This is a genomic window from Pengzhenrongella sicca (assembly GCF_017569225.1).
In the GTDB taxonomy this organism is placed as follows: Bacteria; Actinomycetota; Actinomycetes; order Actinomycetales; family Cellulomonadaceae; genus Pengzhenrongella; species Pengzhenrongella sicca.
On the sequence record NZ_CP071868.1, the window covers coordinates 2925460 to 2949921 of the forward strand.

26 protein-coding genes are annotated in these 24462 nt (G+C 71.3%); 13 read left to right on the plus strand and 13 right to left on the minus strand.

Features of this window, described 5'->3' with window-relative positions; all coding sequences use genetic code 11:
* The first annotated feature begins 64 nt into the window (after positions 1–64).
* Positions 65–1888, plus strand: coding sequence for an AMP-dependent synthetase/ligase (locus J4E96_RS13405; protein WP_227422596.1), 1824 nt, complete (start codon positions 65–67; stop codon positions 1886–1888).
* 19 nt (positions 1889–1907) lie between these two features.
* Here J4E96_RS13405 and J4E96_RS13410 read toward each other — a convergent pair whose 3' ends face one another.
* From J4E96_RS13410 to J4E96_RS13425, 4 genes are all read right to left on the minus strand, one after another.
* Complete coding sequence (locus J4E96_RS13410) at positions 1908–2090, minus strand: hypothetical protein (protein ID WP_227422597.1); 183 nt, start codon at positions 2088–2090, stop codon at positions 1908–1910.
* Positions 2091–2144: 54 nt separating this feature from the next.
* On the minus strand, positions 2145–2795 hold the full coding sequence (locus J4E96_RS13415; protein WP_227422598.1) for a 3-oxoacid CoA-transferase subunit B: 651 nt from the start codon (positions 2793–2795) through the stop codon (positions 2145–2147).
* Positions 2795–3586 carry a CoA transferase subunit A gene (locus tag J4E96_RS13420; protein ID WP_227422599.1) on the minus strand — a complete coding sequence of 264 codons (792 nt, stop codon included), beginning with the start codon at positions 3584–3586 and terminating at the stop codon, positions 2795–2797. Before J4E96_RS13420 ends, J4E96_RS13415 begins: the two co-directional genes overlap by 1 nt.
* A 412-nt stretch (positions 3587–3998) precedes the next feature.
* On the minus strand, positions 3999–4502 hold the full coding sequence (locus J4E96_RS13425) for a DUF6584 family protein (protein WP_227422600.1): 504 nt from the start codon (positions 4500–4502) through the stop codon (positions 3999–4001).
* A gap of 247 nt (positions 4503–4749) precedes the next feature.
* Between J4E96_RS13425 and J4E96_RS13430 the strand changes: the two genes are divergently transcribed.
* A complete protein-coding gene (locus tag J4E96_RS13430; protein WP_227422601.1) occupies positions 4750–5043 on the plus strand; it encodes a hypothetical protein in 294 nt (97 codons plus the stop codon).
* A 345-nt stretch (positions 5044–5388) separates the two neighbouring features.
* Positions 5389–5988 (plus strand): hypothetical protein, encoded by a 600-nt coding sequence (locus tag J4E96_RS13435; RefSeq protein WP_227422602.1) that lies wholly within the window; start codon positions 5389–5391, stop codon positions 5986–5988.
* 361 nt (positions 5989–6349) lie between these two features.
* Here the strand turns inward: J4E96_RS13435 and J4E96_RS13440 are convergent, their stop codons facing one another.
* Positions 6350–6940 (minus strand): TetR/AcrR family transcriptional regulator, encoded by a 591-nt coding sequence (locus J4E96_RS13440; RefSeq protein ID WP_227422603.1) that lies wholly within the window; start codon positions 6938–6940, stop codon positions 6350–6352.
* 80 nt (positions 6941–7020) lie between these two features.
* Between J4E96_RS13440 and J4E96_RS13445 the strand changes: the two genes are divergently transcribed.
* On the plus strand, positions 7021–7890 hold the full coding sequence (locus tag J4E96_RS13445) for an SDR family NAD(P)-dependent oxidoreductase (RefSeq protein ID WP_227422604.1): 870 nt from the start codon (positions 7021–7023) through the stop codon (positions 7888–7890).
* A gap of 311 nt (positions 7891–8201) precedes the next feature.
* On the opposite strand, the gene J4E96_RS13450 is transcribed toward J4E96_RS13445, so the two are convergent.
* Positions 8202–8795 (minus strand): GNAT family N-acetyltransferase, encoded by a 594-nt coding sequence (locus J4E96_RS13450; RefSeq protein ID WP_227422605.1) that lies wholly within the window; start codon positions 8793–8795, stop codon positions 8202–8204.
* A 99-nt stretch (positions 8796–8894) separates the two neighbouring features.
* Between J4E96_RS13450 and J4E96_RS13455 the strand changes: the two genes are divergently transcribed.
* The gene (locus J4E96_RS13455; RefSeq protein ID WP_227422606.1) at positions 8895–10604 is read left to right on the plus strand and encodes a DEDD exonuclease domain-containing protein; all 1710 of its coding nucleotides are present in this window, start codon (positions 8895–8897) and stop codon (positions 10602–10604) included.
* A 112-nt stretch (positions 10605–10716) separates the two neighbouring features.
* A complete protein-coding gene (locus tag J4E96_RS13460; RefSeq protein ID WP_227422607.1) occupies positions 10717–10998 on the plus strand; it encodes an Lrp/AsnC family transcriptional regulator in 282 nt (93 codons plus the stop codon).
* A 9-nt stretch (positions 10999–11007) separates the two neighbouring features.
* Here J4E96_RS13460 and trpD read toward each other — a convergent pair whose 3' ends face one another.
* Positions 11008–12048 carry an anthranilate phosphoribosyltransferase gene (gene trpD / locus J4E96_RS13465; RefSeq protein ID WP_227422608.1) on the minus strand — a complete coding sequence of 347 codons (1041 nt, stop codon included), beginning with the start codon at positions 12046–12048 and terminating at the stop codon, positions 11008–11010.
* The gene (locus tag J4E96_RS13470) at positions 12045–12476 is read right to left on the minus strand and encodes a response regulator (RefSeq protein WP_227422609.1); all 432 of its coding nucleotides are present in this window, start codon (positions 12474–12476) and stop codon (positions 12045–12047) included. Before J4E96_RS13470 ends, trpD begins: the two co-directional genes overlap by 4 nt.
* A 196-nt stretch (positions 12477–12672) precedes the next feature.
* Between J4E96_RS13470 and ctaE the strand changes: the two genes are divergently transcribed.
* The 5 genes from ctaE to J4E96_RS13495 all read left to right on the plus strand — a co-directional run bounded on the left by ctaE (position 12673) and on the right by J4E96_RS13495 (position 17646).
* On the plus strand, positions 12673–13320 hold the full coding sequence (gene ctaE, locus J4E96_RS13475; RefSeq protein ID WP_227422610.1) for an aa3-type cytochrome oxidase subunit III: 648 nt from the start codon (positions 12673–12675) through the stop codon (positions 13318–13320).
* Positions 13321–13330: 10 nt separating this feature from the next.
* Positions 13331–14116, plus strand: coding sequence for a cytochrome bc1 complex diheme cytochrome c subunit (gene qcrC, locus J4E96_RS13480; protein ID WP_227422611.1), 786 nt, complete (start codon positions 13331–13333; stop codon positions 14114–14116).
* The gene (gene qcrA, locus J4E96_RS13485; RefSeq protein ID WP_227422612.1) at positions 14113–15153 is read left to right on the plus strand and encodes a cytochrome bc1 complex Rieske iron-sulfur subunit; all 1041 of its coding nucleotides are present in this window, start codon (positions 14113–14115) and stop codon (positions 15151–15153) included. The genes qcrC and qcrA overlap by 4 nt, the downstream gene beginning before the upstream one ends.
* Positions 15150–16901 (plus strand): cytochrome bc1 complex cytochrome b subunit, encoded by a 1752-nt coding sequence (gene qcrB, locus J4E96_RS13490; protein ID WP_227422613.1) that lies wholly within the window; start codon positions 15150–15152, stop codon positions 16899–16901. The genes qcrA and qcrB overlap by 4 nt, the downstream gene beginning before the upstream one ends.
* Positions 16902–17019: 118 nt before the next feature.
* Positions 17020–17646, plus strand: a complete 627-nt coding sequence (locus J4E96_RS13495) for a superoxide dismutase (protein WP_227422614.1) — start codon at positions 17020–17022, stop codon at positions 17644–17646.
* A gap of 123 nt (positions 17647–17769) precedes the next feature.
* On the opposite strand, the gene J4E96_RS13500 is transcribed toward J4E96_RS13495, so the two are convergent.
* From J4E96_RS13500 to ctaC, 3 genes are read right to left on the minus strand one after another with little or no spacing between them, the layout of a single operon-like run.
* Positions 17770–18171 carry a cytochrome c oxidase subunit 4 gene (locus J4E96_RS13500; protein ID WP_227422615.1) on the minus strand — a complete coding sequence of 134 codons (402 nt, stop codon included), beginning with the start codon at positions 18169–18171 and terminating at the stop codon, positions 17770–17772.
* Complete coding sequence (ctaD, locus tag J4E96_RS13505) at positions 18168–19988, minus strand: aa3-type cytochrome oxidase subunit I (protein WP_227422616.1); 1821 nt, start codon at positions 19986–19988, stop codon at positions 18168–18170. The genes J4E96_RS13500 and ctaD overlap by 4 nt, the downstream gene beginning before the upstream one ends.
* The gene (gene ctaC, locus J4E96_RS13510; RefSeq protein ID WP_227422617.1) at positions 19988–20878 is read right to left on the minus strand and encodes an aa3-type cytochrome oxidase subunit II; all 891 of its coding nucleotides are present in this window, start codon (positions 20876–20878) and stop codon (positions 19988–19990) included. Before ctaC ends, ctaD begins: the two co-directional genes overlap by 1 nt.
* Positions 20879–21090: 212 nt before the next feature.
* Between ctaC and J4E96_RS13515 the strand changes: the two genes are divergently transcribed.
* Both J4E96_RS13515 and J4E96_RS13520 read left to right on the plus strand, forming a co-directional pair.
* Complete coding sequence (locus tag J4E96_RS13515) at positions 21091–22338, plus strand: aminotransferase class V-fold PLP-dependent enzyme (RefSeq protein ID WP_227422618.1); 1248 nt, start codon at positions 21091–21093, stop codon at positions 22336–22338.
* Entirely contained in the window at positions 22335–22640 is a 306-nt protein-coding gene (locus J4E96_RS13520; protein WP_227422619.1) for a sulfurtransferase TusA family protein, read from the plus strand. The genes J4E96_RS13515 and J4E96_RS13520 overlap by 4 nt, the downstream gene beginning before the upstream one ends.
* Before the next feature lie 49 nt (positions 22641–22689).
* On the opposite strand, the gene erpA is transcribed toward J4E96_RS13520, so the two are convergent.
* Together erpA and J4E96_RS13530 are read right to left on the minus strand one after the other, a co-directional pair.
* Positions 22690–23040 carry an iron-sulfur cluster insertion protein ErpA gene (gene erpA, locus J4E96_RS13525; protein WP_227422620.1) on the minus strand — a complete coding sequence of 117 codons (351 nt, stop codon included), beginning with the start codon at positions 23038–23040 and terminating at the stop codon, positions 22690–22692.
* Between the two features lie 177 nt (positions 23041–23217).
* Positions 23218–24432, minus strand: coding sequence for a glycerate kinase family protein (locus tag J4E96_RS13530; protein ID WP_227422621.1), 1215 nt, complete (start codon positions 24430–24432; stop codon positions 23218–23220).
* Positions 24433–24462: the final 30 nt, after the last annotated feature.

Here is a 24462-nt window from a genome sequence, read left to right on the forward strand (position 1 = left end):
CCTGCACCCGGACCGGACGTCCCGTATCGTCGAGGCATCGCCGTCGCCTGCCAATGGAGCCAGCATGGATGAGTTCCGCACGCCCCAGCTCGTCGACGTCGACCCGTCGAAGAACCTGAACGACCTCTTCGCGGCGCGCGTCGCGGCGAAGCCCGACGGGACCGTCATCGAGATCAAGGACGAGGGCACGGGAACCTGGATCCCCATGTCCGCGCGCGAGTTCGACGCCGAGGTCGTCTCGGTCGCGCAGGGCCTGGTCGCGCGCGGCGTCGAGCCGGGCGATCGCGTCGGGATCATGTCGCGTACCCGGTACGAGTGGACCCTGCTCGACTGGGCCGTCTGGGCCGCCGGCGCGGTTCCGGTGCCGGTGTACGAGACGTCGTCGGCCGAGCAGGTGCTGTGGATCCTCACCGACGCCGAGGTCTCGCTCGTGGTCGTCGAGACGGCGCAGCACGCGGCGACCGTGGCCCAGGTGCGCGGCGACCTGCCCGCGCTGCGCGAGGTGCTCGTGCTCGACGACGGCGCGATCGAGGCGCTCGTGAGCGCCGGCCCCGCGGTGGGCGCCGACGAGATCGGTCGCCGGCGCGGGCTCGCCGCGCTCGGTGACGTCGCGACGATCATCTACACCTCCGGCACGACGGGCCGCCCCAAGGGCGTCGAGCTCACGCACGAGAACTTCTACGTGCTCACGGTCAACGCGGTCGAGGGCCTGAACCCCGTCGTGGCGACCCCCGGCGCGCGCACCCTGCTGTTCATGCCGCTCGCCCACGTGTTCGCGCGGTTCATCGAGGTGCTCTGCATCCCGGCCGGCTGCGTGCTCGGCCACACCCCGGACGCGAAGAACCTGCTCGCTGACCTCGCGTCCTTCCAGCCGACGTTCATCCTGTCCGTCCCGCGCGTGTTCGAGAAGGTCTACAACTCCGCCGAGCAGAAGGCCGTCGCCGGCGGCAAGGGCGCGATCTTCCAGCGCGCCGCGAAGACCGCGATCGTCTACTCGCGCGCGCTCGACACCCCGCGCGGGCCGAGCCCGTGGCTGCGGGTGCAGCACAAGGTCGCCGACGTGCTCGTGCTGTCGAAGCTGCGGGCGGCCCTCGGCGGGCGCGTCGAGTGGGCGATCTCGGGCGGAGCGCCGCTCGGCGAGCGGCTCGGCCACTTCTACCGGGGGCTCGGCCTCAAGGTCCTCGAGGGCTACGGCCTGACCGAGACGACCGCGCCGTCGACGGTCAACACGCCCGACCAGACCAAGATCGGGACCGTCGGACCGCCCCTGCCGGGCGGGTCGATCCGCATCGCCGCGGACGGCGAGGTCGAGGTCAAGGGCCCGCACGTCTTCCGGGCCTACCACCGCAACCCGGCGGCGACCGCCGAGGCGTTCAACGACGGCTGGTTCCGCACCGGCGACCTGGGCGCGCTCGACGACGACGGCTTCCTGCGGATCACGGGGCGCAAGAAGGAGATCATCGTGACGGCCGGCGGCAAGAACGTCGCGCCCGCCGCGCTCGAGGACCGCCTGCGCGGGCACCCGCTCGTGAGCCAGGTCGTCGTCGTCGGCGATCAGCGTCCGTTCATCGGCGCGCTGCTCACGCTCGACGCCGATAGCCTGCCCGGCTGGCTCTCGGCCCACGGCCATCCCGCGATGAGCGCTGCCGAGGCGGCCGCGAACCCGGCGGTGCTCGCGTCGATCGACCGGGCGGTCGAGAAGACGAACGAGGCCGTCTCCCGTGCGGAGTCGATCCGCAAGTACCGGATCCTCGACGGCGACCTGACGATCGCCAACGGCTACCTGACCCCCAAGCTCAGCGTGCGCCGGTCGCAGGTGCTCAAGGACTTCTCGGGCGAGATCGACGCGCTCTACGGCGGCCCGACGTCGAACGGCCCCGGCGAGTAGTTCGAGGGCGCGCCGGCGTTCAGCCGGCGCGCTCGCCGGGGGCGAGCCGCAGCGGTGGCACGAGCCCCGAGGCCGCGAGCACGGCGATCGCCGCCTGCTCGCCGTCGTCGAGGTCGGCACGCGTGCCGATCGTCAGGAACGTCACCACGCAGTCGGCACATCCCGGTCCGCGCGCGGTGCAGGTGCCACAGTCGATCTTCATGCCCGCGACGGTAGCCAGGCCCGCCCACACGGCCGCCCACCGTGGTGGTCGCGCCTACCGGTCCGCGAGCTCCGCGGGCACCTCGAGCGCCGCCGCCGTGGCGGCCCGCACCTGCGCAACCGTCACGCCAGGGGCGAGCTCGCGCAGCGCCAGGCCGCGCGGCGTCACGTCGATGACCGCGAGGTCGGTGATGATCCGGTGCACGACGCCACGCCCGGTGAGCGGGAAGGTGCACCGCTCGAGGATCTTGGGGGAACCGTCCTTGGCGCGGTGCTCCATCAGGACGATCACGCGCGCGGCGCCGTGGACCAGGTCCATCGCCCCGCCCGGGCCCTTGACGAGCCGGCCGGGCACCATCCAGTTGGCCAGGTCCCCCGTGGCCGAGACCTGCATCCCGCCGAGGATCGCGGTCTCGATCTTGCCGGCTCGGATCATCGCGAAGCTCGTCGCGGAGTCGAACAGCGCGGCGCCCGGCACCACGGTCACCGACTCCTTGCTCGCGTTGACCAGGTCCGGGTCGACCTCGGCGGCGCGCGGGTACGGCCCGACGCCGAGGATCCCGTTCTCGGAGTGCAGCATCACGGTGAACCCCGCGGGCACGTGGTTCGAGACGAGCGTCGGCAGCCCGATGCCGAGGTTCACGTACGAGCCGTCGACCAGCTCAAGCGCAGCGCGCGCGGCCATCTCGTCCCGGGTGCGGGCCATCAGGCCGGGCCCCGGTCGGAGTCCGGGCGCACCCGGAGCTTCTCGATGCGCTTGGGCACGTCCGAGCCGACCTCGACGACGCGATGCACGTACACGCCGGGCAGGTGGATCTCGTCGGGATCGAGCTCGCCGGGCTCGACGAGCCGCTCGACCTGCGCGATCGTGACCCGGCCCGCCATCGCGGCGAGCGGCGAGAAGTTGCGCGCCGAGCGGTGGAAGACGAGGTTGCCGTACCGGTCGCCGCGCTCGGCGTGCACGAGCGCGAAGTCAGTCGTGATCGCCTCCTCGAGCACGTGCTCGCGGGCGGCCCCGCGCACGGTGAACATTCGCACCTCCTTCGCCGCGGAGGCCAGCGCGACGCCGCCGCGGCCGTCGTAGCGCAGCGGCAGCCCGCCCTCGGCGACCTGCGTGCCGACGCCCGTCTGGGTCCAGAACGCCGCGATGCCCGACCCGCCGGCGCGCAGCTTCTCGGCGAGGGTGCCCTGCGGCACGAGCTCGAGCTCGAGCTCGCCCGCGAGGAACTGGCGACCGAACTCCTTGTTCTCGCCGACGTACGACGCGACCATCCGGCGGATCCGCCCCGCGTGCAGGAGCAGCCCCAGGCCCCAGTCGTCGACGCCGCAGTTGTTGCTCACGACCTCCAGGTCGCGCGTGCCGCGCGCGAGCACCGCCTCGATGAGGGCGATGGGGTTGCCGCACAGGCCGAACCCGCCGACGGCGACGCTCGCGCCGTCGGGCAGGTCGGCCACGGCTGCGGCCGGCGACGCGACGACCTTGTCGATCCCGATCATCAATGCTCCCGTGGACCTCGGCGAACGAGCGGTGGCTCTCACCTTGGCACGCCGGTCCGGGCGCCCGGCTGGGACCGTCGTCCCGATACGTGCGCCGCGAACCGTCGGCGGGGCGGCGACAATCGCTAGGCAACCCGCGCTCGAACTCGCGTCGGCGCGGCGGATCTGCCGTACCAAGCGTGCGCACTCGAACGTGTGATCCGAGCGGGTTTCACCCCGCCCTCCCCCGTCCTGCGGGACGAGGAGCGCCCCGCTGGGAGCAGAGCGAGGCCGCCGCTGTCGGCGGTCGATGACGAGCCGTCGCCACAGAACCGGACGCACAGTGGCGCTCACGTGCGTCTCGGCGTCGCCAGGAGGACTAGCCTCCGGCGGGCGGGCGGGCGGGCGACTCGGGCGAGGGCGTCGTCTCGACCTAGAAGATCCATCTGAACACCGTCACCGCACCGATGCCCACCAGTGCGATGAGCACGAGTGCGGCAAACATGCACCCGATGGCGAAGCCGTCATCCCACCAGGAACCACCGACATCGCGTCCGCGATCGGACCAGTCAAGCTTCTTCCCAGCGGCGGATTCCGCCCGCGCGCGGACATCGAGTAGTACTTGGTGCGCGCGTTCAGTGGAAGCGGCGTCTTCGGGGCCACTCCAGCGCAGTCCCCTCATGATCCGGACCGGGTCTCCGCCGCAGGCCTTTTCGAATGCGGTCACCTCAGCCAGGTCGCGCTGCTCGCTCAAGTACGACCAGCGTCCGGCCTCGACGCGATCGCCGTCGAGGCGGCAAACAACTGCGAGCCGTTCGCGGGCGTCGAGACGGTGAGGCAGGCTCTGGACGAGACTCGTCAAGCGGGTGCGTGCCATCGCAAGGTCGCCCTTGCGCAGGTCTTCCTCGACCCTCGCCAGGGTCCGCTCCACGGTCACGGCGCTCACCTTAAGCGTCTGCAGGCGCGTGGCCAGCCTGTATTCAGGCTGGCGCAGCGGCGAGCCCACGATCTCGCGGACTGGGTGTCGCCGGTGCGCCCACCGCCACCAGGTGATCACGAGGGCGATAGCGGTTTTCGGTGCGTTTTGTCGTGAAGCCAGATAGCGACGAGCACAACTTGCAGACCCGATCGCGCGGGACTGGGCCGCCGGACACCGGGCCTCGCCTGGGAAGTATCGTGCCGGCATGTCCAGTTCTGAACTTGCCGACGCGATGACCGAACACCTGGCGGGTCCATTCCCTCAGTCCGTCACGAAGGGTGAGGACTACGGCGAGGTCGACGCGGTGATGATCGACGCAGACATCTACGGATGGGCTCAGACTGTCCTGGGCGGGTCTGCCTTGTCCCCTCTCGACCGCACGCGGCTGCAACTGGCCGCCGAAGAACTGAAGCAGTCAATATCTGCGTTTCCGTCGGATGCTCAGGGCTACTACGAACGGGTCCTTGCGATCGCCCACCTTGCGCTGGCTCGATCCTGAAAGCAGGACCCGCTCGAATACAGCACCTACCTGCCGTCAAGTTTCTGGGTCTAGTTCGGACCGGCTTGTTTCGCGTGCGGCAGTCGCAGGGACGCTACGCGCTCACAGCACCTCGCTGCGCCTCGGCGAAAGCGCACGCGAGCAATCGCGCAACGTTTCGGCGAGGGATGCGAATGCGTACGCCTGAATCGCCTGCGGGATCGTGGCTCTCATGTTGACGGTGTGCAGCGCCAGGACTCAGTTCCGCTTCGCGTCCGGAAAGGCGGCTCAGATCCCTACGAACCCGCGAAAGACGCACATGAAGATGCGGCTTGGGGACTTGACCTTGGGTGATGTACTACAGCCGTGAACACGACGACGCGAACCATCTTGGCCATCGGTCTTCTCGGTTCTGTCCTGGCGATCTCGAGCTGTTCGTCAGACGCGGGCGGCGAACCAGAGGAGGCTCTCTCCTCGCCCACCGCTCCTTCGGCAGCGGAGCCGACGGAGACGTCGAGCGAGAGCACTACTGAGGGTCCCTCGGACGAGTCGCCTCTCAGCGCTGACCAGGTGGTAGAGATCCGCACGTACTCGGGCACCTACATTGCCCCGTCTACCGAGGGCGGAGTGATCACAGTTGAGGATCCAGCGGTATCCGAGATCCCGGCCCAGTGGGCAATCGTCCCTGTCGAGCCTGGCAGCGAGCTGTACCAGCTGATGACTGTGGCCCTCACGGACGGGCATGCGTCCTGTCTCACAGTTCCCGTTGGGGGGGACGTATCACTAGCCAAATGCGACGCCGCAGATCCGGGTCAGGTCTTGCAAGTGAGGTCCTTGGACAGCCCGGAGCAGGTCTCACTGAGCTCGAGCGCCGGCTACATCGGCGTTGAACCCGACGACAACACCCTGACGGTCTTCCCCACCGGCGACCAGCTCAGCAGCACCCTCACGCTGGTCACGAAATAGGTCCGTCGCAGCCGATAACCCGCGTGGCCTGGGTGCCGCGGGTGCGTAGTGGGCGAGAAGGCGATGGCCCCGGGGACGCCAGCTAGCGCGTTGCCGTTGGTGCTTCTCGGATCGGCCGGGCACAGGGGAGATGGGCGGAGTCGGCTCGCAGCCGAGCATTACCCGTCGAAAGCCGCCGCAGAGCTGTCGCTACGCGAGATCGCGACGGCGTGCGGGCGGCAACCATCAATTACTCGATCTGCGAGTCTCATGGCCGCTGAAGGGGCTTCCGTCACCCCGGGGTCACGACGCCTGTCACCGAGAGGGGGGGCGTCGCGGAGCGCTCGTCCGACAGGTTGATCGGCGGCGGCGGGTGTCGACCTCAGAGAGGAGTCCGGACCGCGCGCACGGCCTGGTCATAGAGGTCGGCGAGCCTCAGGATCCCCTGCCCTCGCGTCCAGAGCTCTCCGGCGACGTCGAGGCATGCGATGGCGCTGGCAACGATCGCGTCCGCTGCGGGATCATCCTGATCGGCCTCGATGCCTAGCCGGGTGCGGATGTTGGGCGCGAGGAGCGACTGCCAGTGCAAGTGCTTTTCAATGCTCCGCGAGCGTAGCGACGGCGTCTCGTACATCATCTTCGCGATCTTCAGCGTGATACCCGCCTCGACCTCGAGCGCGTCGACAGCGTAGAGGGCTGCACGCAATGCCTCCCACGGGCCGACAGAGAGCGGGATCGCCTCGAGGGCTTCCTGGACCAGAACGCCCTGGTTCGCCAGGTCGCCGAGCACGATGTCCTCCTTCGTGCCGAAGTACCGAAAGAACGATCTGCGTGAGATGCCGGCTGTCGCAACGATCTGGTCGATCGTCGTCTGTTCGAACCCCTGCTCCAGGAACAGGCGCCAAGCGACACTCGTGATCTCGGCATATGCGGCTTGCCGCGATCGCTCCCAGAGGGACGGCTCAGTCGTCATGCCACAACTCTAGTCTAGATGTCCAATTGACACTCAGTGCCACCCTGGCATACGGTTTGGCGATCGTCAGAGGAGAAGTCATGTCCGTCGTGGACCACAGAAACCAGACCGTACTCATCACTGGGGCGAGCTCCGGCATCGGCGCAGCCTTCGCCCGAGCACTTGCCGCGCGCGGATCGAACCTGGTCCTCGTCGCGCGTCGACTTGAGCGCCTCCAGGAGCTCGCGTCGGAACTCGAGCAGGGCCACGGCATCGCGGCGACAGCCATCGCCCAGGACCTCGGCTCGCCGACTGCGGGCGCTGACCTGCACACCGCCGTTGCGGGGGCCGGCCTCTGCGTGACCAGCCTCATCAACAACGCCGGATTCGGAACGTTCGGCCCATTCATCGACGAAGACCCGGCGCGGCTCGCGCAAGAGATCGCTGTCGACGTGGCCACGCCTGTGCAGCTCAGCTCCGCGTTCCTGCCCGACATGATCAAAGCCGGGCACGGCTACCTCATCAACGTGGCAAGCATGGCTGCCTACACACCCACCCCCCGGATGGCCGTCTATGGGGCAGCGAAAGCCTTCGTCCTCAGCTTCACGGAGTCGCTCTGGGCTGAGTTGCAGGGAACGGGAGTCACCGTGTTCGCCCTTTCTCCTGGAGCGACACGCACTGAGTTCAACTCTGTCGTCGGGACGGACGACGCCACCGCGGGCGCCCGGATGCGCACCCCTGACGACGTCGTCGCGACCGCCCTCGCGCACCTCGCGCGCGCCAACCCCGGCCCGAGCGTCATCGACGGCGCGTCCAACCGTCTCAGCGCACGCGTCGGAAGCCTCTTGACCCGGCGAACCACCGCCCGGATCATGTACCGGCTGACGGACCCCGCCCGCAGGGCAGGGTCCACCACCACGCCAGCAGCGCTGGGACAAACCACGCGATCCGTCGCCCGTACCTCGCATTGACCTGCTCTTGGCAGTACTGTACCCATCATGCGGTCCGCACTCCCGTGCACGGGGTGCCGCCCGGCACATGACGCAGACGCTCCCGCGCTCCGGTGACGAGGACGGGAGCGCTGCGTCGTGGTCACTGGCGGTTGCACGACCAGCACCGACGGTTTCCCAGCCGAAGACGATCGCCCCGCCAAGCGGCAACACCTGGAGCAGGTGCACCCTCAGCGCAGCCAGCAATGACCCCGTGAGTCGGGCCCAAACACCGGAAGGGCACTCCCCCGCTCCGATTTGGCGAGAACGAGAAAGCTAGCCCTCGCCAGCCATCAGCGGTGGGCGGCGAGCCGGGCGCGCAGCCCGGCGCGCACGGCGGGCCACTCGGACGCGATGATCGAGAACACGACGGTGTCGCGCAGCGAGCCGTCCGCCAGCACGCTGTGGCTGCGCAGCACGCCGTCCTGCTTCGCGCCCAGGCGCGCGATCGCGGCGCGCGACTGCTGGTTCAGCCAGTGCGTGCGGAACTCGACGGCGATGCAGTCGAGCTCGTCGAAGGCGTGCCCCAGCAGCAGGAGCTTGCTCTCGGTGTTGGTACCGGTCCGCTGCGCCGACCGCGCGTTCCAGGTCGACCCGATCTCGAGCCGCCGGTTCGCCGCGTCCGGGGCCAGGTACGTCGTCATCCCGAGGATCTGCCCGCTGCGGCAGGAGAACGCCGTGAACGCCAGCATCGCGGCGTCCGCCTGCGCGCGCAGCCGCCGCTCGATCTCGGCCCGCATCCCGTCGGGGCTGGGGACGGCGGTGTACCAGAGGTTCCACAGCTCGCCGTCGCGGGCCGCCGCGACGAGCCCGTCGTGGTGGTCGAGGGACAGCGGCTCGAGCGTCACGAGCTCACCGACGAGGCGCACCGGTCGAAGGAAGGTCACGTGCGGGACTCTAGGCCCGACGTGTCGGCGGCCGGGGTGTCGGTGGTGCGGGAGTGTCGGCGGCCGGGGGTGTCGGTGGTGCGGGTTACCGTCGCTGGCATGCCGTCCGTCCGCCAGCTGAGCCGCGAGGACCTCGCGCCGCCGATGGTCGGACGACCGGTCCAGCTCGGCCTCGACGAGCTCGGGACGCCGCTGCACGCGGTGACCTTCGTCGTCGTCGACCTCGAGACGACCGGCGGATCGCCGCTGTCCAGCGCGATCACGGAGATCGGCGCGGTCAAGGTGCGCGGCGGGGTCGTGCTCGGGGAGTTCCAGACGCTCGTGAACCCCGGCACCGCGGTGCCGGCCTTCATCGCCTCCCTGACCGGCATCACCACCTCGATGGTCGCCTCCGCTCCCCGCATCGCGCAGGTGCTGCCGTCGTTCCTCGAGTTCTCGCTCGGGTCGGTGCTCGTGGCCCACAATGCGCCGTTCGACATCGGGTTCCTCAAGGCGGCGGCTGCCGCCTCGGGCCACGCCTGGCCCGGCAACCAGGTGCTCGACACCGTCCGGCTCGCGCGCCGCGTCGTGCTGCGCGACGAGGCGCCCAACCACAAGCTCGGCACCCTGGCAGCGCTGTTCGGCGCCGCGGTGACCCCCGACCACCGGGCGCTCTCGGACGCGCGCGCAACCGTGGACGTGCTGCACGCGCTGCTCTCGCGCCTCGCCCCGCTCGGCATCACCCATCTCGAGGACCTGGCGACCGCGACCGACCCGGTGCCGGCGGATGTGCGCCGCAAGCGACACCTCGCCGACGGCCTGCCGGACGCGCCGGGGGTGTACCTATTCCGCGGCCCCGACGAGGAGGTGCTGTACGTCGGCACGTCCGTCTCGATCCGGACCCGCGTGCGCAGCTACTTCACGGCGGCCGAGAAGCGCGGCCGGATGACCGAGATGGTGCGCATCGCGCACGCTGTCACCCCCGTGGTGTGCGCCACGACGCTCGAGGCGCGCGTGCGCGAGCTGCGCCTGATCGCCGAGCACTCCCCCCGGTACAACCGTCGCTCGCGCTTTCCCGACCGGATGCCGTGGATCCGGCTCGTCGAGGGGCCGACGCCGCGCCTCCAGGTGGTCCGCGAGGTCCGGGCCGGGCTCGCGCACATCGGCCCGTTCGCCTCGCGCTCGAGCGCGCAGCTCGCGGTCGAGGCGCTGCACGCGACGTACGGGACCCGCACCCCGGGCACGCGCGCGAGCGCCGACCTCGACCAGGGCGCCTGCGCCGCGCTGCGGGCCGCGATGCTCGGCGACCCGGAGCTCGTCGTGCGCGCGCACGCCGTGCGCATCGCCGCGCTGACCGCGCGCGAGCGGTTCGAGGAGGCCGGCGCGGTCCGGGACCGGCTCGACGCGTTCGTGCGGGGCGCGGCGCGGGCGCAGCGGCTGGCCCCGCTCGCGGCGTGCCCGCAGCTCGTCGCGGCCCGGCGGACCGCCGACGGCGGCTGGGAGGTCGTGCTCGTTCGGTACGCGCGGCTCGCCGGGACGGCCGCCGTCGACCGACGCGACGACCCTCGGCCGGCGATCGCGGCGCTGCTGCTGACCGGCGAGCAGGTCGACCCGCCGGTGCCGCCGGCGCCGGCCGCCCACCCGGAGGAGGCCGACCTCGTGCTCGACTGGCTCGACTCGCCCGGGGTCCGCCTCGTCGACATCGAGAGCGCCGACGGGCCGCTGCCCGCCCGGAGCTGCCCGGTCCGGGGCGCGCAGGCGTTCTGCGACCCGGCCCGGACCGCGGCCGCCGTCGCGGTCGCTGGCGCCGCGCTCCGCGGCGCGGCCTGAGCGACCCGTGTCGCGGCGGCCTGAGCGACCCGTGTCGCGGCCTGAGCGGCATGATGGGGTCATCGCCCGCGCCCCACCCGCAGCGCGCCCCACCCGCAGAAGGAACGCAGCCATGCTCACTGCCATCGTCATGCTCGACGTCGACGCCGCCCGGATCCCCGAGGTGGCCGCGGCGATCACGGAGGTCCCCGGGGTGAGCGAGGTCTACTCGGTCACGGGCGAGGTCGACCTGATCGCGATGGTGCGGGTCCGCAAGCACGACGAGCTCGCGGACGTCATCGCCGACCGACTGAGCAAGGTCGACGGCGTGCTGCACACGCAGACGTACATCGCCTTCCGCGCCTACTCCAAGCACGACCTCGAGGAGGCCTTCGCGCTCGGGATCGAGGACTAGGCCGCGCGCCTAGGCCGAGGCCAGCACCCAGCGCGCGAGCACGTCGGCGGCGGCGCCGTCGTCGATCGCGCGTGCCGCGTGCCCCATGCCGGCGCGCAGGCGCTCGACCAGCGAGCCGTCCTGGGTCCCGGGCAGCGCCGCGTCGGCCACGAGCGCCGCGGCGGCGTTGAGCACGACGACGTCGCGGACCGGACCGGCCTGGCCGGCCAGCACGCGCCGGGCGACGTCGGCGTTGTACGCCGCGTCGGCCCCGCGCAGCTCCGCGACCGTCGACGGCGCGAGGTCGAGCTCGCGCGCGGAGTCCAGCTGCGAGGCCGTCACCCGCCCGTCACGGACCTCCCACACCTGCGAGCGCGCGGTGGGCGCGAGCTCGTCGAGCCCGTCGTCGCCGCGGAACACGAGGGCGTTGGTCCCCCGGCTCGCAAACACGCCGGCGACCAAGGGCGCCATCCGCGCGTCCGCGACCCCGACCGCCGTCGCGCCCGGCTGGGCGGGGTTGGTGAGCGGCCCGAGGAAGTTGAACACCGTCGCGATGCCGAGCTCGCGTCGGGCCACGGCGGCGTGCCGCATCGACGGGTGGAAGACCTGCGCGAAGCAAAAGGTGATGCCGACCTCGTCGGCCAGCTGCGCGACCCGCTCGACGGGGTGGTCCAGCCGGAGCCCCAGCGCTTCGAGCACGTCCGCCGAGCCCGACGACGACGAGGACGCGCGGTTGCCGTGCTTGACGACGGTGGTGCCCGTGCCCGCGACGACGAGCGCCGCCATGGTGGAGATGTTCACGGTGTGCGCGCGGTCGCCGCCCGTGCCGACCAGGTCCACCGTGCGCCCGGGAACCGCGAACCGCACCGCGTGCTCGAGCATCATGTCCGCGAGCGCGGTCAGCTCGGTCACGGTCTCGCCCTTGGCCCGCAGCGCCACGAGGAAGCCGGCCAGCCGAGCCGGGTCCACCTCGCCGGCCATCACCTGGTCCATCGCCCACGCCGTCTGCGCGGCGGAGAGGTCCTCGCGCGCGACGAGGGTCGAGAGCAGCTCGGGCCAGGTGGGGCTCATGCGATCACTGGCGCCGCCAGCAGGCGCGCGACGACGCCCTGCAGCTCGACCGGGTCGAGCGGCGCGGCGACGACGGCGTCGGCGAGCGACCACGAGGCCAGCCACGCATCCTGCGGCCGGCCGGTGAGCACGAGGATCGGGGGGCACCGGAAGAGCTCGTTCTTGAGCTGGCGGCACAGCCCGAGGCCGCCCGACTTGGCGGCCTCGCCGTCGAACACGAAGAGGTCGAAGCCGCCGGCGTCGGCGTGGTCGATCACGGCCGCGTGGGTCGCCGTCTCGACCCACTCGATGTCCGGCGCGCCGCGCGACAGGCGACGGCCGACGGCGAGCAGCACCTGCGCGCGGGTGTCGACGTTGTCGCTGTAGAGCAGCACCCGGGGCGCTCGGTCACTCGCGGTGCTGTCCGACTCATTCAGATCCGTGGTCATGCTCGCCCTCACTCGCGCCCTCGCGTGCTCACTCGCACACCTGTGCTGCATCCTGGCACGCCGCGGCCGCGAGGGTGCCATGCGGCCACGGTGCGCCCGGGAATTGCCTCCGCCGCGGCGGCAATCTGACTGTGTGACATATTCCGCACCGCCCCACCTAGGTCCAACGACCCATCCGGGCTCGTTGTCGCGCATAATGACGAACGTGTCGACTGCAACGGCTGCCTCCAGCACCTCCGTCCATGTGAGTGTGAACCGACCCAACCCCGTGTCGGTCGGGACGATCGTGTGGCTCGCGAGCGAGCTCATGTTCTTCGCCGGGCTCTTCGCGATGTACTTCACGCTCCGCTCGACCGTGCCAGAACAGTGGGCCGAGCACACCCAGCTGCTCAACCTCCCGTTCGCCGTGGCCAACACGACGGTGCTCGTGCTCTCGTCGGTCACCTGCCAGATGGGTGTGTGGGCGGCGGAGCGCTTCCAGCCGCGCCGCAGCGGCCCCCTGTGGGCGGTCGGCCGGTGGGGCATGAACGAGTGGGTCACGCTGACCTATGTCATGGGCGCCATCTTCATCGGCGGGCAGATCTACGAGTACGCCGGCCTGGTGAGCGAGGGCCTGACGATCTCGTCCTCGGCCTACGGCTCGGTGTTCTACCTCACGACCGGCTTCCACGGCCTGCACGTGATCGGCGGGCTCATCGCCTTCCTGTTCCTGCTCGGGCGGTCGTTCTCCGCCAAGCGGTTCGGGCACCACGAGGCCACCACCTCGATCGTGACCTCGTACTACTGGCACTTCGTGGACGTCGTGTGGATCGCCCTGTTCGCCGTCATCTACCTGATCAAGTGAGGATCTACCCGTGAAGGCACTCGCCGCCAGCAGGCAGAACCGGTACGCACCGATGGTGCTGCTGCTGCTCGCGCTGCTGGCCATGGGTGGGCTCTACGCGGCGCTCGCGCCGAGCTCGGCCGACGCCGCGCCCGCCAGCGCCAGCGCCGACGACGTCGCGACGGGGCAGAAGCTCTTCGCGGCGAACTGCGCGACGTGCCACGGCATGGGTGCCGCCGGCAGCGACGCCGCGCCGTCCCTCATCGGGGTCGGGGCCGCCTCGGTCGACTTCCAGGTCAGCACGGGCCGGATGCCGATGGCGGCGAGCGGTGCGCAGGCCCCCCAGAAGACGCCGCAGTTCGACGCGGAGCAGACCGCGCAGCTCGCGGCGTACGTCGCCTCGCTCGGCGCCGGGCCGTCGATCCCGACCGACGACCAGGTCGACGGCTCGCAGGGCGACGTCGCGAACGGTATGGCGCTGTTTCGGACCAACTGCGCGATGTGCCACAACGCCGTCGGCGCGGGCGGGGCGCTCTCGGGCGGCAAGTACGCGCCCGCGCTCACCAACAGCGACCCGCGCGTGATCTATGAGGCGATGCTGACCGGGCCCCAGTCGATGCCGGTCTTCAACGACACCAACATCACCCCCGACGAGAAGCGCGACGTCATCGCGTTCATCGAGGCGCAGCGCGACGGTTCGCCGGGCGGTGCGACGCTCGGCAACCTCGGCCCGGTGAGCGAGGGCCTGTGGGTCTGGGTCATCGGCATGGGTCTCCTGCTCGGTTGCGCAGTCTGGATCGGAGCGAAGTCCTCGTGAGCACGCACAAGCCGTCCACAGACGTCTCGGTACCTGGCACCCCCGCCGGCGACGCCGGGACCGACGCCACCCGCTTCACCGACCCGGGTCACCCGCCGCACCGCGAGCGCCGCTCCGACGTCGACCCCCGCGCCGACAAGCGCGCCGAACGTCAGGTGGTCGCGCTCTTCGGGCTGTCGGCGATCGGGACGATCGGCTTCGTCGTCGCCTACTTCGCGGTGCCGCCGGGCGAGACGATCGCGAGCATGCGCCTGTCGAACCTGCTGCTCGGGCTCGGCCTCTTCCTGGGCATGTTCTGCATCGGCATCGCCGCGGTGCACTGGGCCAAGACCCTGATGAACGCGCACGAGAAGGCCGAGGACCGGCACGCGCTGCGCAGCTCGGACGAGACCCGCGCCGGGGCGATCGCGAACCTCGTCGACGGCGTCGCGGACTCAGGCATCGCCCGTCGCGGCGTACTCAAGGGCGCACTGGTCACCGCCGTCGCGCTCGCACCCCTGTCCATCGTGGTCCCGCTCGTGGGCAACCTGGGCGACGACTGGAACGTGTCGAAGTTCAAGCACACGATGTGGCGCAAGGGGACCCGCCTCGCGCTCGACCCGTCGGGCCGACTGATCAAGGCCGCCGACGTGACGATCGGCTCGGTGTTCCACGTCATCCCGGCGGACCTCGAGGAGGCCGAGCACCCGCTGAACGAGAAGGCCAAGGCGGTCGTGCTGCTCGTCCGGCTCGACCCGCGCGACCTGACCGAGGCGCCCGACCGGCAGGGCTGGTCCTACGACGGCATCGTCGCGTACTCCAAGATCTGCACGCACGTCGGCTGCCCGGTAACCTTGTACGAGCAGCAGACCCACCACCTGCTGTGCCCGTGCCACCAGTCCACGTTCGACGTCGCTGACGGGGCCAAGGTGGTCTTCGGCCCCGCAAAGCGCGCCCTGCCACAGTTGCCGATCGAGGTCGACGACGACGGCTACCTGGTCGCTCAGAGCGACTTCAACGAACCGATCGGCCCGAGCTTCTGGGAGCGGCTGCGATGACGACTCCGGCAGTGAAGACACCAGCGGCGGCGTCCCCCGCGGCACGCGGCGCGGCGGCGACCGCCGACTACCTGGACCAGCGCACCTCGATCGGCACCGCCGTCAAGGGCCTCGCCCGCAAGATCTTCCCGGACCACTGGTCCTTCCTGCTCGGCGAGATCGCGCTCTACTCGTTCATCGTCATCCTGATCTCGGGTGTGTTCCTCACGATGTTCTTCGTGCCGAGCATGGCCGAGACGACGTACGACGGCCCGTGGGCGGCCCTGAACGGCGTCCACATGTCCGAGGCGTTCTCGTCGACGCTGCGGCTGTCGTTCGAGATCCGCGGCGGCCTGCTCATGCGGCAGGTGCACCACTGGGCCGCGCTGCTGTTCATGGCGTCGATCGTCACGCACATGATGCGGGTGTTCTTCACGGGCGCCTTCCGCAAGCCGCGCGAGCTGAACTGGCTGATCGGCTTCACCATCATGATCCTCGGCCTGCTCGCGGGCCTGACGGGCTACTCGCTGCCGGACGACGTGCTGTCGGGCAACGGGATGCGCATCACCGACGGCGTCGTCCGCGCGATCCCCGTGATCGGCAGCTACCTGTCGTACTTCATCTTCGGCGGGGAGTTCCCCGGGACCGAGCTCATCCCCCGCCTGTTCACGCTGCACGTGCTGCTGATCCCCGCGCTGATCCTCGGGCTGATCGGCGCGCACCTGATCCTCGTGTTCCTGCAGAAGCACACGCAGTACCCGGGCGCCGGACGCACGGACAAGAACGTGGTCGGCTACCCGCTGTTCCCGATCTACGTCGCGAAGGCCGGCGGCTTCTTCTTCATCGTGTTCGGCGTCATCGCCCTGATGGCGGCGACCATGACGATCAACCCCGTGTGGAACTACGGGCCGTTCGACCCGGCGATCGTCTCGGCCGGCGCGCAGCCCGACTGGTACATGCTCTTCCTTGAGGGTTCGCTGCGGCTGATGCCCGGGTGGGAGGTCGTGCTCGGCTCGTTCACGCTGCCCCTGAACGTCCTGATCCCCGCGGTCGTCATCCCGGGGGTGTTGTTCACCTCGCTCGCGCTCTACCCGTTCATCGAGGCCGTCGTGACCGGTGACCGGCGCGAGCACCACGTGCTCAACCGCCCGCGCAACGTCCCGTTCCGCACGGCCACCGGCGTCTCGATCCTCACGGCGTTCGTGATCCTGATCCTCGCGGGATCGAACGACCTGATCGCGACCCACTTCGGGCTCTCGATCAACAACATCACGTGGGTGTTCCGCGCCGCGTTCTTCCTCGCGCCCGCGGCCAGCTTCTGGGTCACCAAGCGGATCTGCCTCGGGCTGCAGCGCAAGGACCGCGAGCTCGTCCTGCACGGGCACGAGACGGGTCGTATCGTGCGGTTCGCGAACGGCGAGTACATCGAGGTGCACCGGCCGCTCGACGACTACGAGCGTTGGCTCCGGGTCAACTACGAGTCCACGGCGCCGCACGAGATCGAGCCGGCACACGACTCACGGGGCGTTCGGCGCAAGGGCTACCGCCTCGATGCGCTGCGCCAGCGCGCGTCGCGGGTCTTCTTCGAGGACCGCGTCGAGCCGGTCACCCCCGCCCAGCTCGAGGCGGCGCACTCGCACGGCGAGCACGACGCGCTCGAGGGTCCCGACGCCGGGCAGACACCGGCGCTGGAGAGTACCGTCGCTGGCGGTGGCCGCCGGCTGACGGAGCCCGAGGACCACACAACGACCGACGCGCGCAAGCCCTGAGCCCGCGCCCCGGTGGAGAAAGACGTCGTCGGTGCCCACCGTTCGCGGTGGCGTCGGCGGCGGCAGTCCGACGTGCCGCAGAGCGCTTGCGGCCTGACGCAGGAGAGGCCTCACCTTCATGGCTGACTACACCCTTCCGGATCTGACCTACGACTACTCGGCTCTCGAGCCGCACATCTCGGGCCGGATCATGGAGCTGCACCACGACAAGCACCACGCGGCCTACGTTGCCGGCGCGAACACCGCGCTCGCGAAGCTCGCCGAGGCGCGCGCCAGCGGCGCGTTCGAGACCGTGAACCTGCACGAGAAGAACCTCGCGTTCAACCTCGGCGGGCACGTGAACCACTCGGTGTTCTGGAAGAACCTCTCGCCCGACGGTGGCGACAAGCCGGTCGGCGAGCTCGGTGCGGCCGTCGACGAGTTCTTCGGGTCCTTCGACGCCTTCCAGAAGCACTTCACGGCCAACGCCATGGGCATCCAGGGCTCCGGCTGGTCCATCCTGGCCTGGGACTCGATCGGCGAGCGCCTCGTGATCGTGCAGCTGTACGACCAGCAGAGCAACATCGCGCTCGGGCTCGTCCCGGTCGTGACGCTGGACATGTGGGAGCACGCCTTCTACCTCGACTACGTCAACGTCAAGGCCGACTACATCAAGGCCTGGTGGAACATCGTCAACTGGGCCGACGCCGCCGAGCGCTTCACGCGCGCGCGGACGCAGGCCGCCGGCCTGATCGTCGCGGTCTAGCCATACCGCACCGCACAGCCAGACGGACGCTAGCGTCCGCTCTCGGGGGGTTCAGACCCGCTGGGGCGGACGCTAGCGTCGTTTCGTGCTGTGTGAGGCCCGTGGCGGGCGGCGGGAGCGCGCTCAGTGCGCGTGCTGGCCGCGGGAGAACTCGAGGATCCAGCCGACCAGGCCGATCACGGCCAGCGCGGCGCCGAGGTACAGCAGCCACCAGCCGACGGCGAGCGCGAGGAAGCTGATCGCGGCCGCCGCCCCGACGACCAGCGGCCACCAGCTCCACGGGCTGTACACGCCCTGGTCGCCCGCGCCCTGCTCGATCTCCGCGTGCGGGTCGTCCTCGGGGCGGGCGTCGATGCGCTTGGCGAGGAGCGTGAAGTAGCCGCCGATCATCGCGACGAGGGCCGCCACGAGCAGCAGCCCGGCCGAGCCGACCGGTTCCTGCCAGTCGGTGAGCACGCCGTACACGACGCCGCAGAGCGCGAAGAATGGCGCCAGCCATGCGAAGAGCCTGGTCTCGACCTTCATCGGTCCTCGTCCTCCGTGCTGTCCGGGCGGGGTCGGTCGATGACGATCGTGGACGACTGCTCCGGCTCGCCCGAGCCGGACTCCATCCGCTCGCGCGCCGAGCCCTGCTCGCCGCGCCGATCCGCGTCACCGAGCAGCTGGTCGAGCAGCCCGGGATCCGGCTCGGCGTGGTCCATCGCCGCCACCTCCGGGTGGTGCAGGTCGAAGGCGGGGCGCTCGGACCGGATGCGCGGCAGCGACGTGAAGTTGTGCCGCGGCGGCGGGCAGCTCGTGGCCCACTCGAGCGAGCCGCCGAAGCCCCACGGGTCGTCGATCATGACCTTGGGCGCGTTGCGCCACGTCACGTAGACGTTCCACAGGAACGGCAGCGTCGACGCGGCCAGGAGCACGGACCCGATGGTCGACACCTGGTTCATCCAGGTGAAGCCGTCCTCGGCCGAGTAGTCGGCGTAGCGGCGCGGCATGCCGACGACGCCGAGCCAGTGCTGGATGAGGAACGTCGCGTGGAAGCCGAAGAACAGCATCCAGAAGTGGATCTTGCCGAGCCGCTCGTCGAGCATGCGGCCGGTGAACTTCGGCCACCAGAAGTAGAACCCCGCGAACATCGCGAACACGACCGTGCCGAACACGACGTAGTGGAAGTGCGCGACGACGAAGTAGGTGTCGGTGACGTGGAAGTCGAGCGGCGGGCTCGAGAGGATGATCCCGGTCAGCCCGCCGAACAGGAAGGTGATCAGGAAGCCGAGCGACCAGAGCATCGGGGTGTCGAACGTCAGCTTTCCCCGCCACATCGTGCCGATCCAGTTGAAGAACTTCACCCCGGTCGGCACCGCGATGAGCATGGTCATCAGCGAGAAGAACGGCAGCAGCACGGCCCCGGTCGCGTACATGTGGTGCGCCCACACGGTCACGGACAGCGCCGCGATCGCGATCGTCGCGTAGACGATGCCCTTGTAGCCGAACAGCGGCTTGCGGCTGAACACGGGCAGGATCTCCGAGACGATGCCGAAGAACGGCAGCGCGATGATGTAGACCTCCGGGTGCCCGAAGAACCAGAACAGGTGCTGCCAGAGGATGGCGCCCCCGTTCTCGGGGTTGAACACCTGGGCGCCGAGGCGCCGGTCGGCGCCGAGCGCGAACAGCGCCGCCGCGAGCGGCGGGAACGCCATGAGCACGAGCAGGCTGGTCACGAGCGTGTTCCAGGTGAAGATCGGCATCCGGAACATCGTCATGCCGGGCGCGCGCATCGTCACGATCGTCGTGATGAAGTTGACGGCACCGAGGATCGTGCCGAAGCCGGTCAGGGCGAGACCGAACACCCAGAGGTCTCCCCCGAGCCCGGGCGAGAACGCGGCGTTCGACAGCGGCGCGTAGGCGGTCCAGCCGAACGACGCGGCCCCCTGCGGGGTGAAGATGCCCGAGACGGCGATGAGGCCGCCGAACAGGTACAGCCAGTACGCGAACATGTTCAGCCGCGGGAACGCGACGTCGGGGGCGCCGATCTGCAGCGGCATGATCACGTTTGCGAAGCCCGCGAACAGCGGGGTCGCGAACAGCAGCAGCATGATCGTGCCGTGCATCGTGAAGAGCTGGTTGTACTGCTCGCGGCTCTGCACGAGCTGCAGGCCGGGCTCGAACAGCTCGGCGCGGATGAGCAGCGCCATGATGCCGGCGATGCCGAAGAAGATGAACGACGTGACCAGGTACATGTAGCCGATGGTCTTGTGGTCGGTCGAGGTGATGACCTTGATCACCGACCGGCCGAGGGACTGCCGCCGGGGCGCGAGCCCCGGGATCTCGATCGCCGAGGTGGCCATCAGTTCTCCTGTCCTTCGGCGCCCGATGCCTGGTCGCTCACGCGAGCGTCCTGCAACCGGCTGTACTCGAGGCCGAGCTGGCCGGTCTGACCCTTGGCGCGGAGCTCGTCCATGTGCTCGTCGTAGTCGGCGCGCGAGACGACGGCCACGTTGAAGAGCATCGACGAGTGGTACTCCCCGCACAGCTCGGCGCACTTGCCGGCGTAGACGCCGATCCGGGTCGGGACCACCTGGAAGGTGTTGGTGCGGCCCGGGATCACGTCGAGCTTGTACAGGAACGCCGGGATCCAGAACGAGTGGATCACGTCCCGCGAGTCGAGGGTGAACTCGACCCGCTCGTCCACCGGCAGGTACAGCGTCGGGAGCTCGTCGAACGAGCCCTCGGCGGCCACGTCCTCCGCCTGCACGCCCGTCTCGTAGACGTCGTCGTCCACGTAGTTGAAGTCCCAGCTCCACTGCTTGCCGATGACGCCGATCGTGACGTCGGGCTGCTCCGTCGAGACGTCCGTGATCGCGGTCATGTCCCGCGCCGTGTAGTAGTACAGCACCCCGATCATGACGATCGGCAGGATGACGTACATGATCTCGAGCGGCACGTGGTAGCGCAGCTGCACCGGCAGCGTGTCGTCGTCCTTGCGCTTGCGGTAGACCGCGACGCACCACAGGATCAGGCCCCAGGTGATGAGGCCGACGATGAGCGCGGCGATCCAGGAGCCGACCCACAGGCTCGTGATCCGGGCGGTCTGGTTGGTGACCTCGCCGTCGTCGTACCCCGGCAGGAAGCCCCGCTCGGCCTGGGCCGAGCAGCCGGAGGCGACGAGGGTTACCGCCACGGCCAGGCCGACAAGCACTGCCTGTCGCCGGGTCCGACGGGGGTGTTCCGAGTGCAAGGTGCGACCTCTCTCGTCCAGTCCCGCAGGGCGCCGGCCAGATGGCCGGGCCGCTGGTCCGGGACCTAAGTCCTCGACTCGCGCAGCCTAGCGCGTGCCTGTGCCCTGGGCCGCCGGAACTCGGCGTGTTGGTGGCGCCCCGCCGCCGCCGCGGCGGGCCGGCGCTCCGGCCGCGACCCGCACCGGGGCCCGGGGGTGACTAGCGTGCGGGGATGACCAGCGACAGCAGCCCCACCCCGAGCCGGGGCGACGACCCGGGTGTGAGGCAGAACACAGCCGTCCGGGTGCCGCACGGCGCCGCCGGGCGCACCGTCCTGGACGTCGCGGGCCACGCGCCGCTGCACCCGGCCGCGCGCGCGGCGTTCGCCCAGGCGCTCGACGAGGGCTGGGCCGACCCGCGCCGCCTGCACGCCGAGGGTCGGCGCGCGCGGTCGCTGCTCGACGGCGCGCGGGCGTCGCTCGCCGCGGGGCTCGGCGCGCGCACCGAGGAGGTGTTCCTCGCCGGCTCGCACACGGCGGCCCTGCACGCCGCGGTGCGTGGGATCGCTCGCGGGCGGCGCCGGGTCGGGCGCGACGTCGTCGTCGGCGCGGTCGAGCGCGCGGCGTTGCTCGAGGCCGCCCGCTTCGCCGCCGCCGAACCGGCCGGGGCCGGCGCGGGCCCGGGCCGGCGCGTGGTCGTCGGGGTCGACGGCGCGGGCCGCGTGGACGCGGCCGCGATGGGCCGGGCGCTCGCCGCCCCGGGCGTCGCGCTCGTCGCGCTGCAGCACGCGAACGGCGAGGTCGGCACGCTCCAGCCGGTGTCCGAGGTGGCCGAGGCCGCGCGCCGGGCGGGCGTGCCGCTGCTGCTCGACGCGGGCGCGAGCGCCGGCCACGTCGAGCTCGGGCCGCAGTGGGACGCGCTGGCGGCGGACCCGGGCGACTGGGGCGGCCCGAGCGGCCTCGGCGTGCTCGCTGTGCGTCCGCGCGTGCGCTGGGCCGCCGACTGGCCCGAGGACGACGACGCCTGGTTCCCGGGCGGCGTGAGCGTGCCCGCGGCGCTGGCCGCGGCCGTCGCGCTCGAGCACGCCGTGGCCGAGCGGGCCGGCGCGGACGCGCACCGGCGCCGCCTGGTCGATCGCATCCGCCGGACGGTCGCGGCGACCGTGCCCGACGTCGAGGTCGTCGGGGACGCCGCTGCCCGGCTCCCCCACGTCGTCACGTTCTCGTGCCTGTACGTCGACGGCGAGGCGCTCGTGGGCGAGCTGGACCGCCTCGGCTTCGCCGTCGGCTCCGGGTCGGCGTGCACGTCGAGCACGCTCGAGCCGAGCCACGTGCTCGCAGCGATGGGCGTGCTGACCCACGGCAACGTGCGCCTCGCGCTCCCAGTGGGCGCGACCGACGACGGCGTCGACCGGTTCCTCGCGGCGCTGCCCGGGGCGGTGCGCCGGGTGCGCGACCTGCTCGGCGTGACCGGGCTGTGACCGATCCCGTGATCGTGGACGCGCGGGGCCTACGGTGCCCGCTGCCCGTCATCGAGCTGGCCAGAGCCGCGCGCGACGCCGCGCCCGGGTCCCTCCTGACTGTCCTGGCCACCGACCCGGCGGCGCGCTACGACGTGCCCGCCTGGGCGCGGCTGCGCGGCCACGAGCTCGTGGCGATCACCGCGAACGCAATCGACATGGACGGCGCCGACGCGAGCGACACCGACATGGACGGCGCCGAGCTCGCGATCACCGTCCGCACGGCCGGTGACGCAGAACGTCCGGGCGCCGGACGCCCGTAGGGACGCCGGCGCCCGGACGTCGGGGCGCTGGGAGAACGTGCGGCCGGACTCAGCCGAACGAGCCGCCGCACGCGCAGGAGCTGCCCGCGTTCGGGTTGTCGATCGTGAAGCCCTGCTTCTCGATCGTGTCCGCGAAGTCGATCGTCGCGCCGTCGAGGTACGGCACGCTCATGCGGTCCACGACCACCTCGACGCCGTCGTAGTCGCGCACGGCGTCGCCGTCGAGCACGCGCTCGTCGAAGTACAGCTGGTAGATCAGGCCCGAGCAGCCGCCGGGCTGGACGGCGACGCGCAGCCGGAGGTCGTCGCGCCCCTCCTGCTCGAGCAGGCTGCGAATCTTGCTCGCGGCAAAGTCTGTGAGGTCGACGCCGTGCGTCGCGGTCTCGGTGGTCTCGCTCATCGTCACTCCGCAGGTCTCGACGGTACGGCGGGGGACATCGTCACCCGACTCGCTGGCTGACTGGGTTAACAGCACACCCGGGGCCAGTTGTTCCCGGCAAGCGTACGTCGAACTCCGCGCGGCGGCCGAGTCGGTGCGTCGGCGAGTTGGGCGCGGCCCGCGCACCGGCCGGCGCGGTCAGGCCCGGCGGGCGGGCGACCAGGTCCGGGCGACCCGCTCCGCGCGCGCCGCGAGCGTGCCCGCGGGATCGGCGAACGCCGCCGCGACCTGCTCGGCCGTCTCGGCGACCGCGTACGCCCCGGCGATGCCGGCGGCGCTCCACTCGCGCCGCCCGACCTGCACCTGTCCGGCGAGCACGATCGCGGGGACGCCGGCCGCGAGCGCCCGCTCGGCCACGGCCGCGACCACCTTGCCGTGCAGCGACTGCCAGTCGAAGGTGCCCTCCCCCGTGACCACGACGTCGGCCGCGCCGATCCGCGCGGGCAGCCCGACGGCGTCGGCCACCAAGCCCGACCCGGACACGATGCGGGCGCCGAGCAGGGCGAGGCCGAAGCCGAGGCCGCCGGCCGCGCCCGCGCCCGGCAGGCCCGTGAGCCGCGCAGCGGCGGACGCGCTGCGCGACGACGCGAGCAGGTCCGGCCGCACGGCGTCCGGGCCGAGCGCCGCGACCGCCGCGTGCGCGAAGCTGCCGAGGGCGCGCTCGAGGTCCTGGGCCTGCTGGTCGGTGGCGCCCTTCTGCGGCGCGAACCCGGCGCTCGCGCCGTGCAGGCCGAGCAGCGGCACGTCGACGTCGGTCGCGACGAGCAGCTCGACGCCGGCCAGGCTCGCGCGCAGCTCGGCGAGCCCGGCGAGGTCGGCGGCCGTGACGGCGCCCAGCCCGCCGCCGCCCCGCGCGAGCGGCCCGTCGCTCGCGCCGACGCCGAGCGCGGCGAGCATCCCCGCGCCGGCGTCGTTGGTGGCCGAGCCGCCGAGCCCGACGACGACGCGGCCCGCCCCGGTCGCGAGGGCGGCCCGCAGCAGCTCGCCCACGCCGTAGGTCGAGGTGCGGGTCGGGTCCCGAAGCGCCGGCGGCACGAGGGCGAGGCCGGCCGCCTGTGCCGACTCGAGGTAGGCGGTCCGCGTGCCGTCCGCGCCCTCGACGACCAGCACCGCGGCGGGCACGGCGTCGCCCGCCCCGACGTCCGGCGTCGGCGGGCGCACGGTGGCAACGAGCAGCTCGCCGCCCAGGCTGGCGCGCAGGGTCTCGACGAACCCCGGGCCGCCGTCGGCCAGGGGGCGCACGTCGAGCACGTCCCGGGGGGCCGCACGCAGCCACCCCGCGCTGATCGCCGCGGCCGCCTGCTCCGCGGTCAGGGTTCCGCCGAAGCAGTCCGGGGCGATGACGACGCGCATGAGCCGAAGCCTGGCACAGGCCGAGACCAC

Excerpts from the sequence above, each read along its gene's own strand:
- erpA (WP_227422620.1), bottom strand. The coding sequence starts at position 23,040 with ATGAGCGAGACCACCGAGACCGCGACGCACGGCGTCGACCTCACAGAC.
- J4E96_RS13410 (WP_227422597.1), bottom strand. The coding sequence starts at position 2,090 with ATGAAGATCGACTGTGGCACCTGCACCGCGCGCGGACCGGGATGTGCC.
- J4E96_RS13405 (WP_227422596.1), top strand. The coding sequence starts at position 65 with ATGGATGAGTTCCGCACGCCCCAGCTCGTCGACGTCGACCCGTCGAAG.
- ctaD (WP_227422616.1), bottom strand. The coding sequence starts at position 19,988 with ATGGCCACCTCGGCGATCGAGATCCCGGGGCTCGCGCCCCGGCGGCAG.
- trpD (WP_227422608.1), bottom strand. The coding sequence starts at position 12,048 with ATGAGCCCCACCTGGCCCGAGCTGCTCTCGACCCTCGTCGCGCGCGAG.
- J4E96_RS13440 (WP_227422603.1), bottom strand. The coding sequence starts at position 6,940 with ATGACGACTGAGCCGTCCCTCTGGGAGCGATCGCGGCAAGCCGCATAT.
- J4E96_RS13430 (WP_227422601.1), top strand. The coding sequence starts at position 4,750 with ATGTCCAGTTCTGAACTTGCCGACGCGATGACCGAACACCTGGCGGGT.
- J4E96_RS13455 (WP_227422606.1), top strand. The coding sequence starts at position 8,895 with ATGCCGTCCGTCCGCCAGCTGAGCCGCGAGGACCTCGCGCCGCCGATG.
- J4E96_RS13500 (WP_227422615.1), bottom strand. The coding sequence starts at position 18,171 with ATGAAGGTCGAGACCAGGCTCTTCGCATGGCTGGCGCCATTCTTCGCG.
- J4E96_RS13420 (WP_227422599.1), bottom strand. The coding sequence starts at position 3,586 with ATGATCGGGATCGACAAGGTCGTCGCGTCGCCGGCCGCAGCCGTGGCC.
- J4E96_RS13460 (WP_227422607.1), top strand. The coding sequence starts at position 10,717 with ATGCTCACTGCCATCGTCATGCTCGACGTCGACGCCGCCCGGATCCCC.
- J4E96_RS13470 (WP_227422609.1), bottom strand. The coding sequence starts at position 12,476 with ATGACCACGGATCTGAATGAGTCGGACAGCACCGCGAGTGACCGAGCG.
- J4E96_RS13445 (WP_227422604.1), top strand. The coding sequence starts at position 7,021 with ATGTCCGTCGTGGACCACAGAAACCAGACCGTACTCATCACTGGGGCG.
- J4E96_RS13515 (WP_227422618.1), top strand. The coding sequence starts at position 21,091 with ATGACCAGCGACAGCAGCCCCACCCCGAGCCGGGGCGACGACCCGGGT.
- J4E96_RS13415 (WP_227422598.1), bottom strand. The coding sequence starts at position 2,795 with ATGGCCCGCACCCGGGACGAGATGGCCGCGCGCGCTGCGCTTGAGCTG.
- ctaE (WP_227422610.1), top strand. The coding sequence starts at position 12,673 with ATGACGAACGTGTCGACTGCAACGGCTGCCTCCAGCACCTCCGTCCAT.
- qcrB (WP_227422613.1), top strand. The coding sequence starts at position 15,150 with ATGACGACTCCGGCAGTGAAGACACCAGCGGCGGCGTCCCCCGCGGCA.
- J4E96_RS13530 (WP_227422621.1), bottom strand. The coding sequence starts at position 24,432 with ATGCGCGTCGTCATCGCCCCGGACTGCTTCGGCGGAACCCTGACCGCG.
- J4E96_RS13495 (WP_227422614.1), top strand. The coding sequence starts at position 17,020 with ATGGCTGACTACACCCTTCCGGATCTGACCTACGACTACTCGGCTCTC.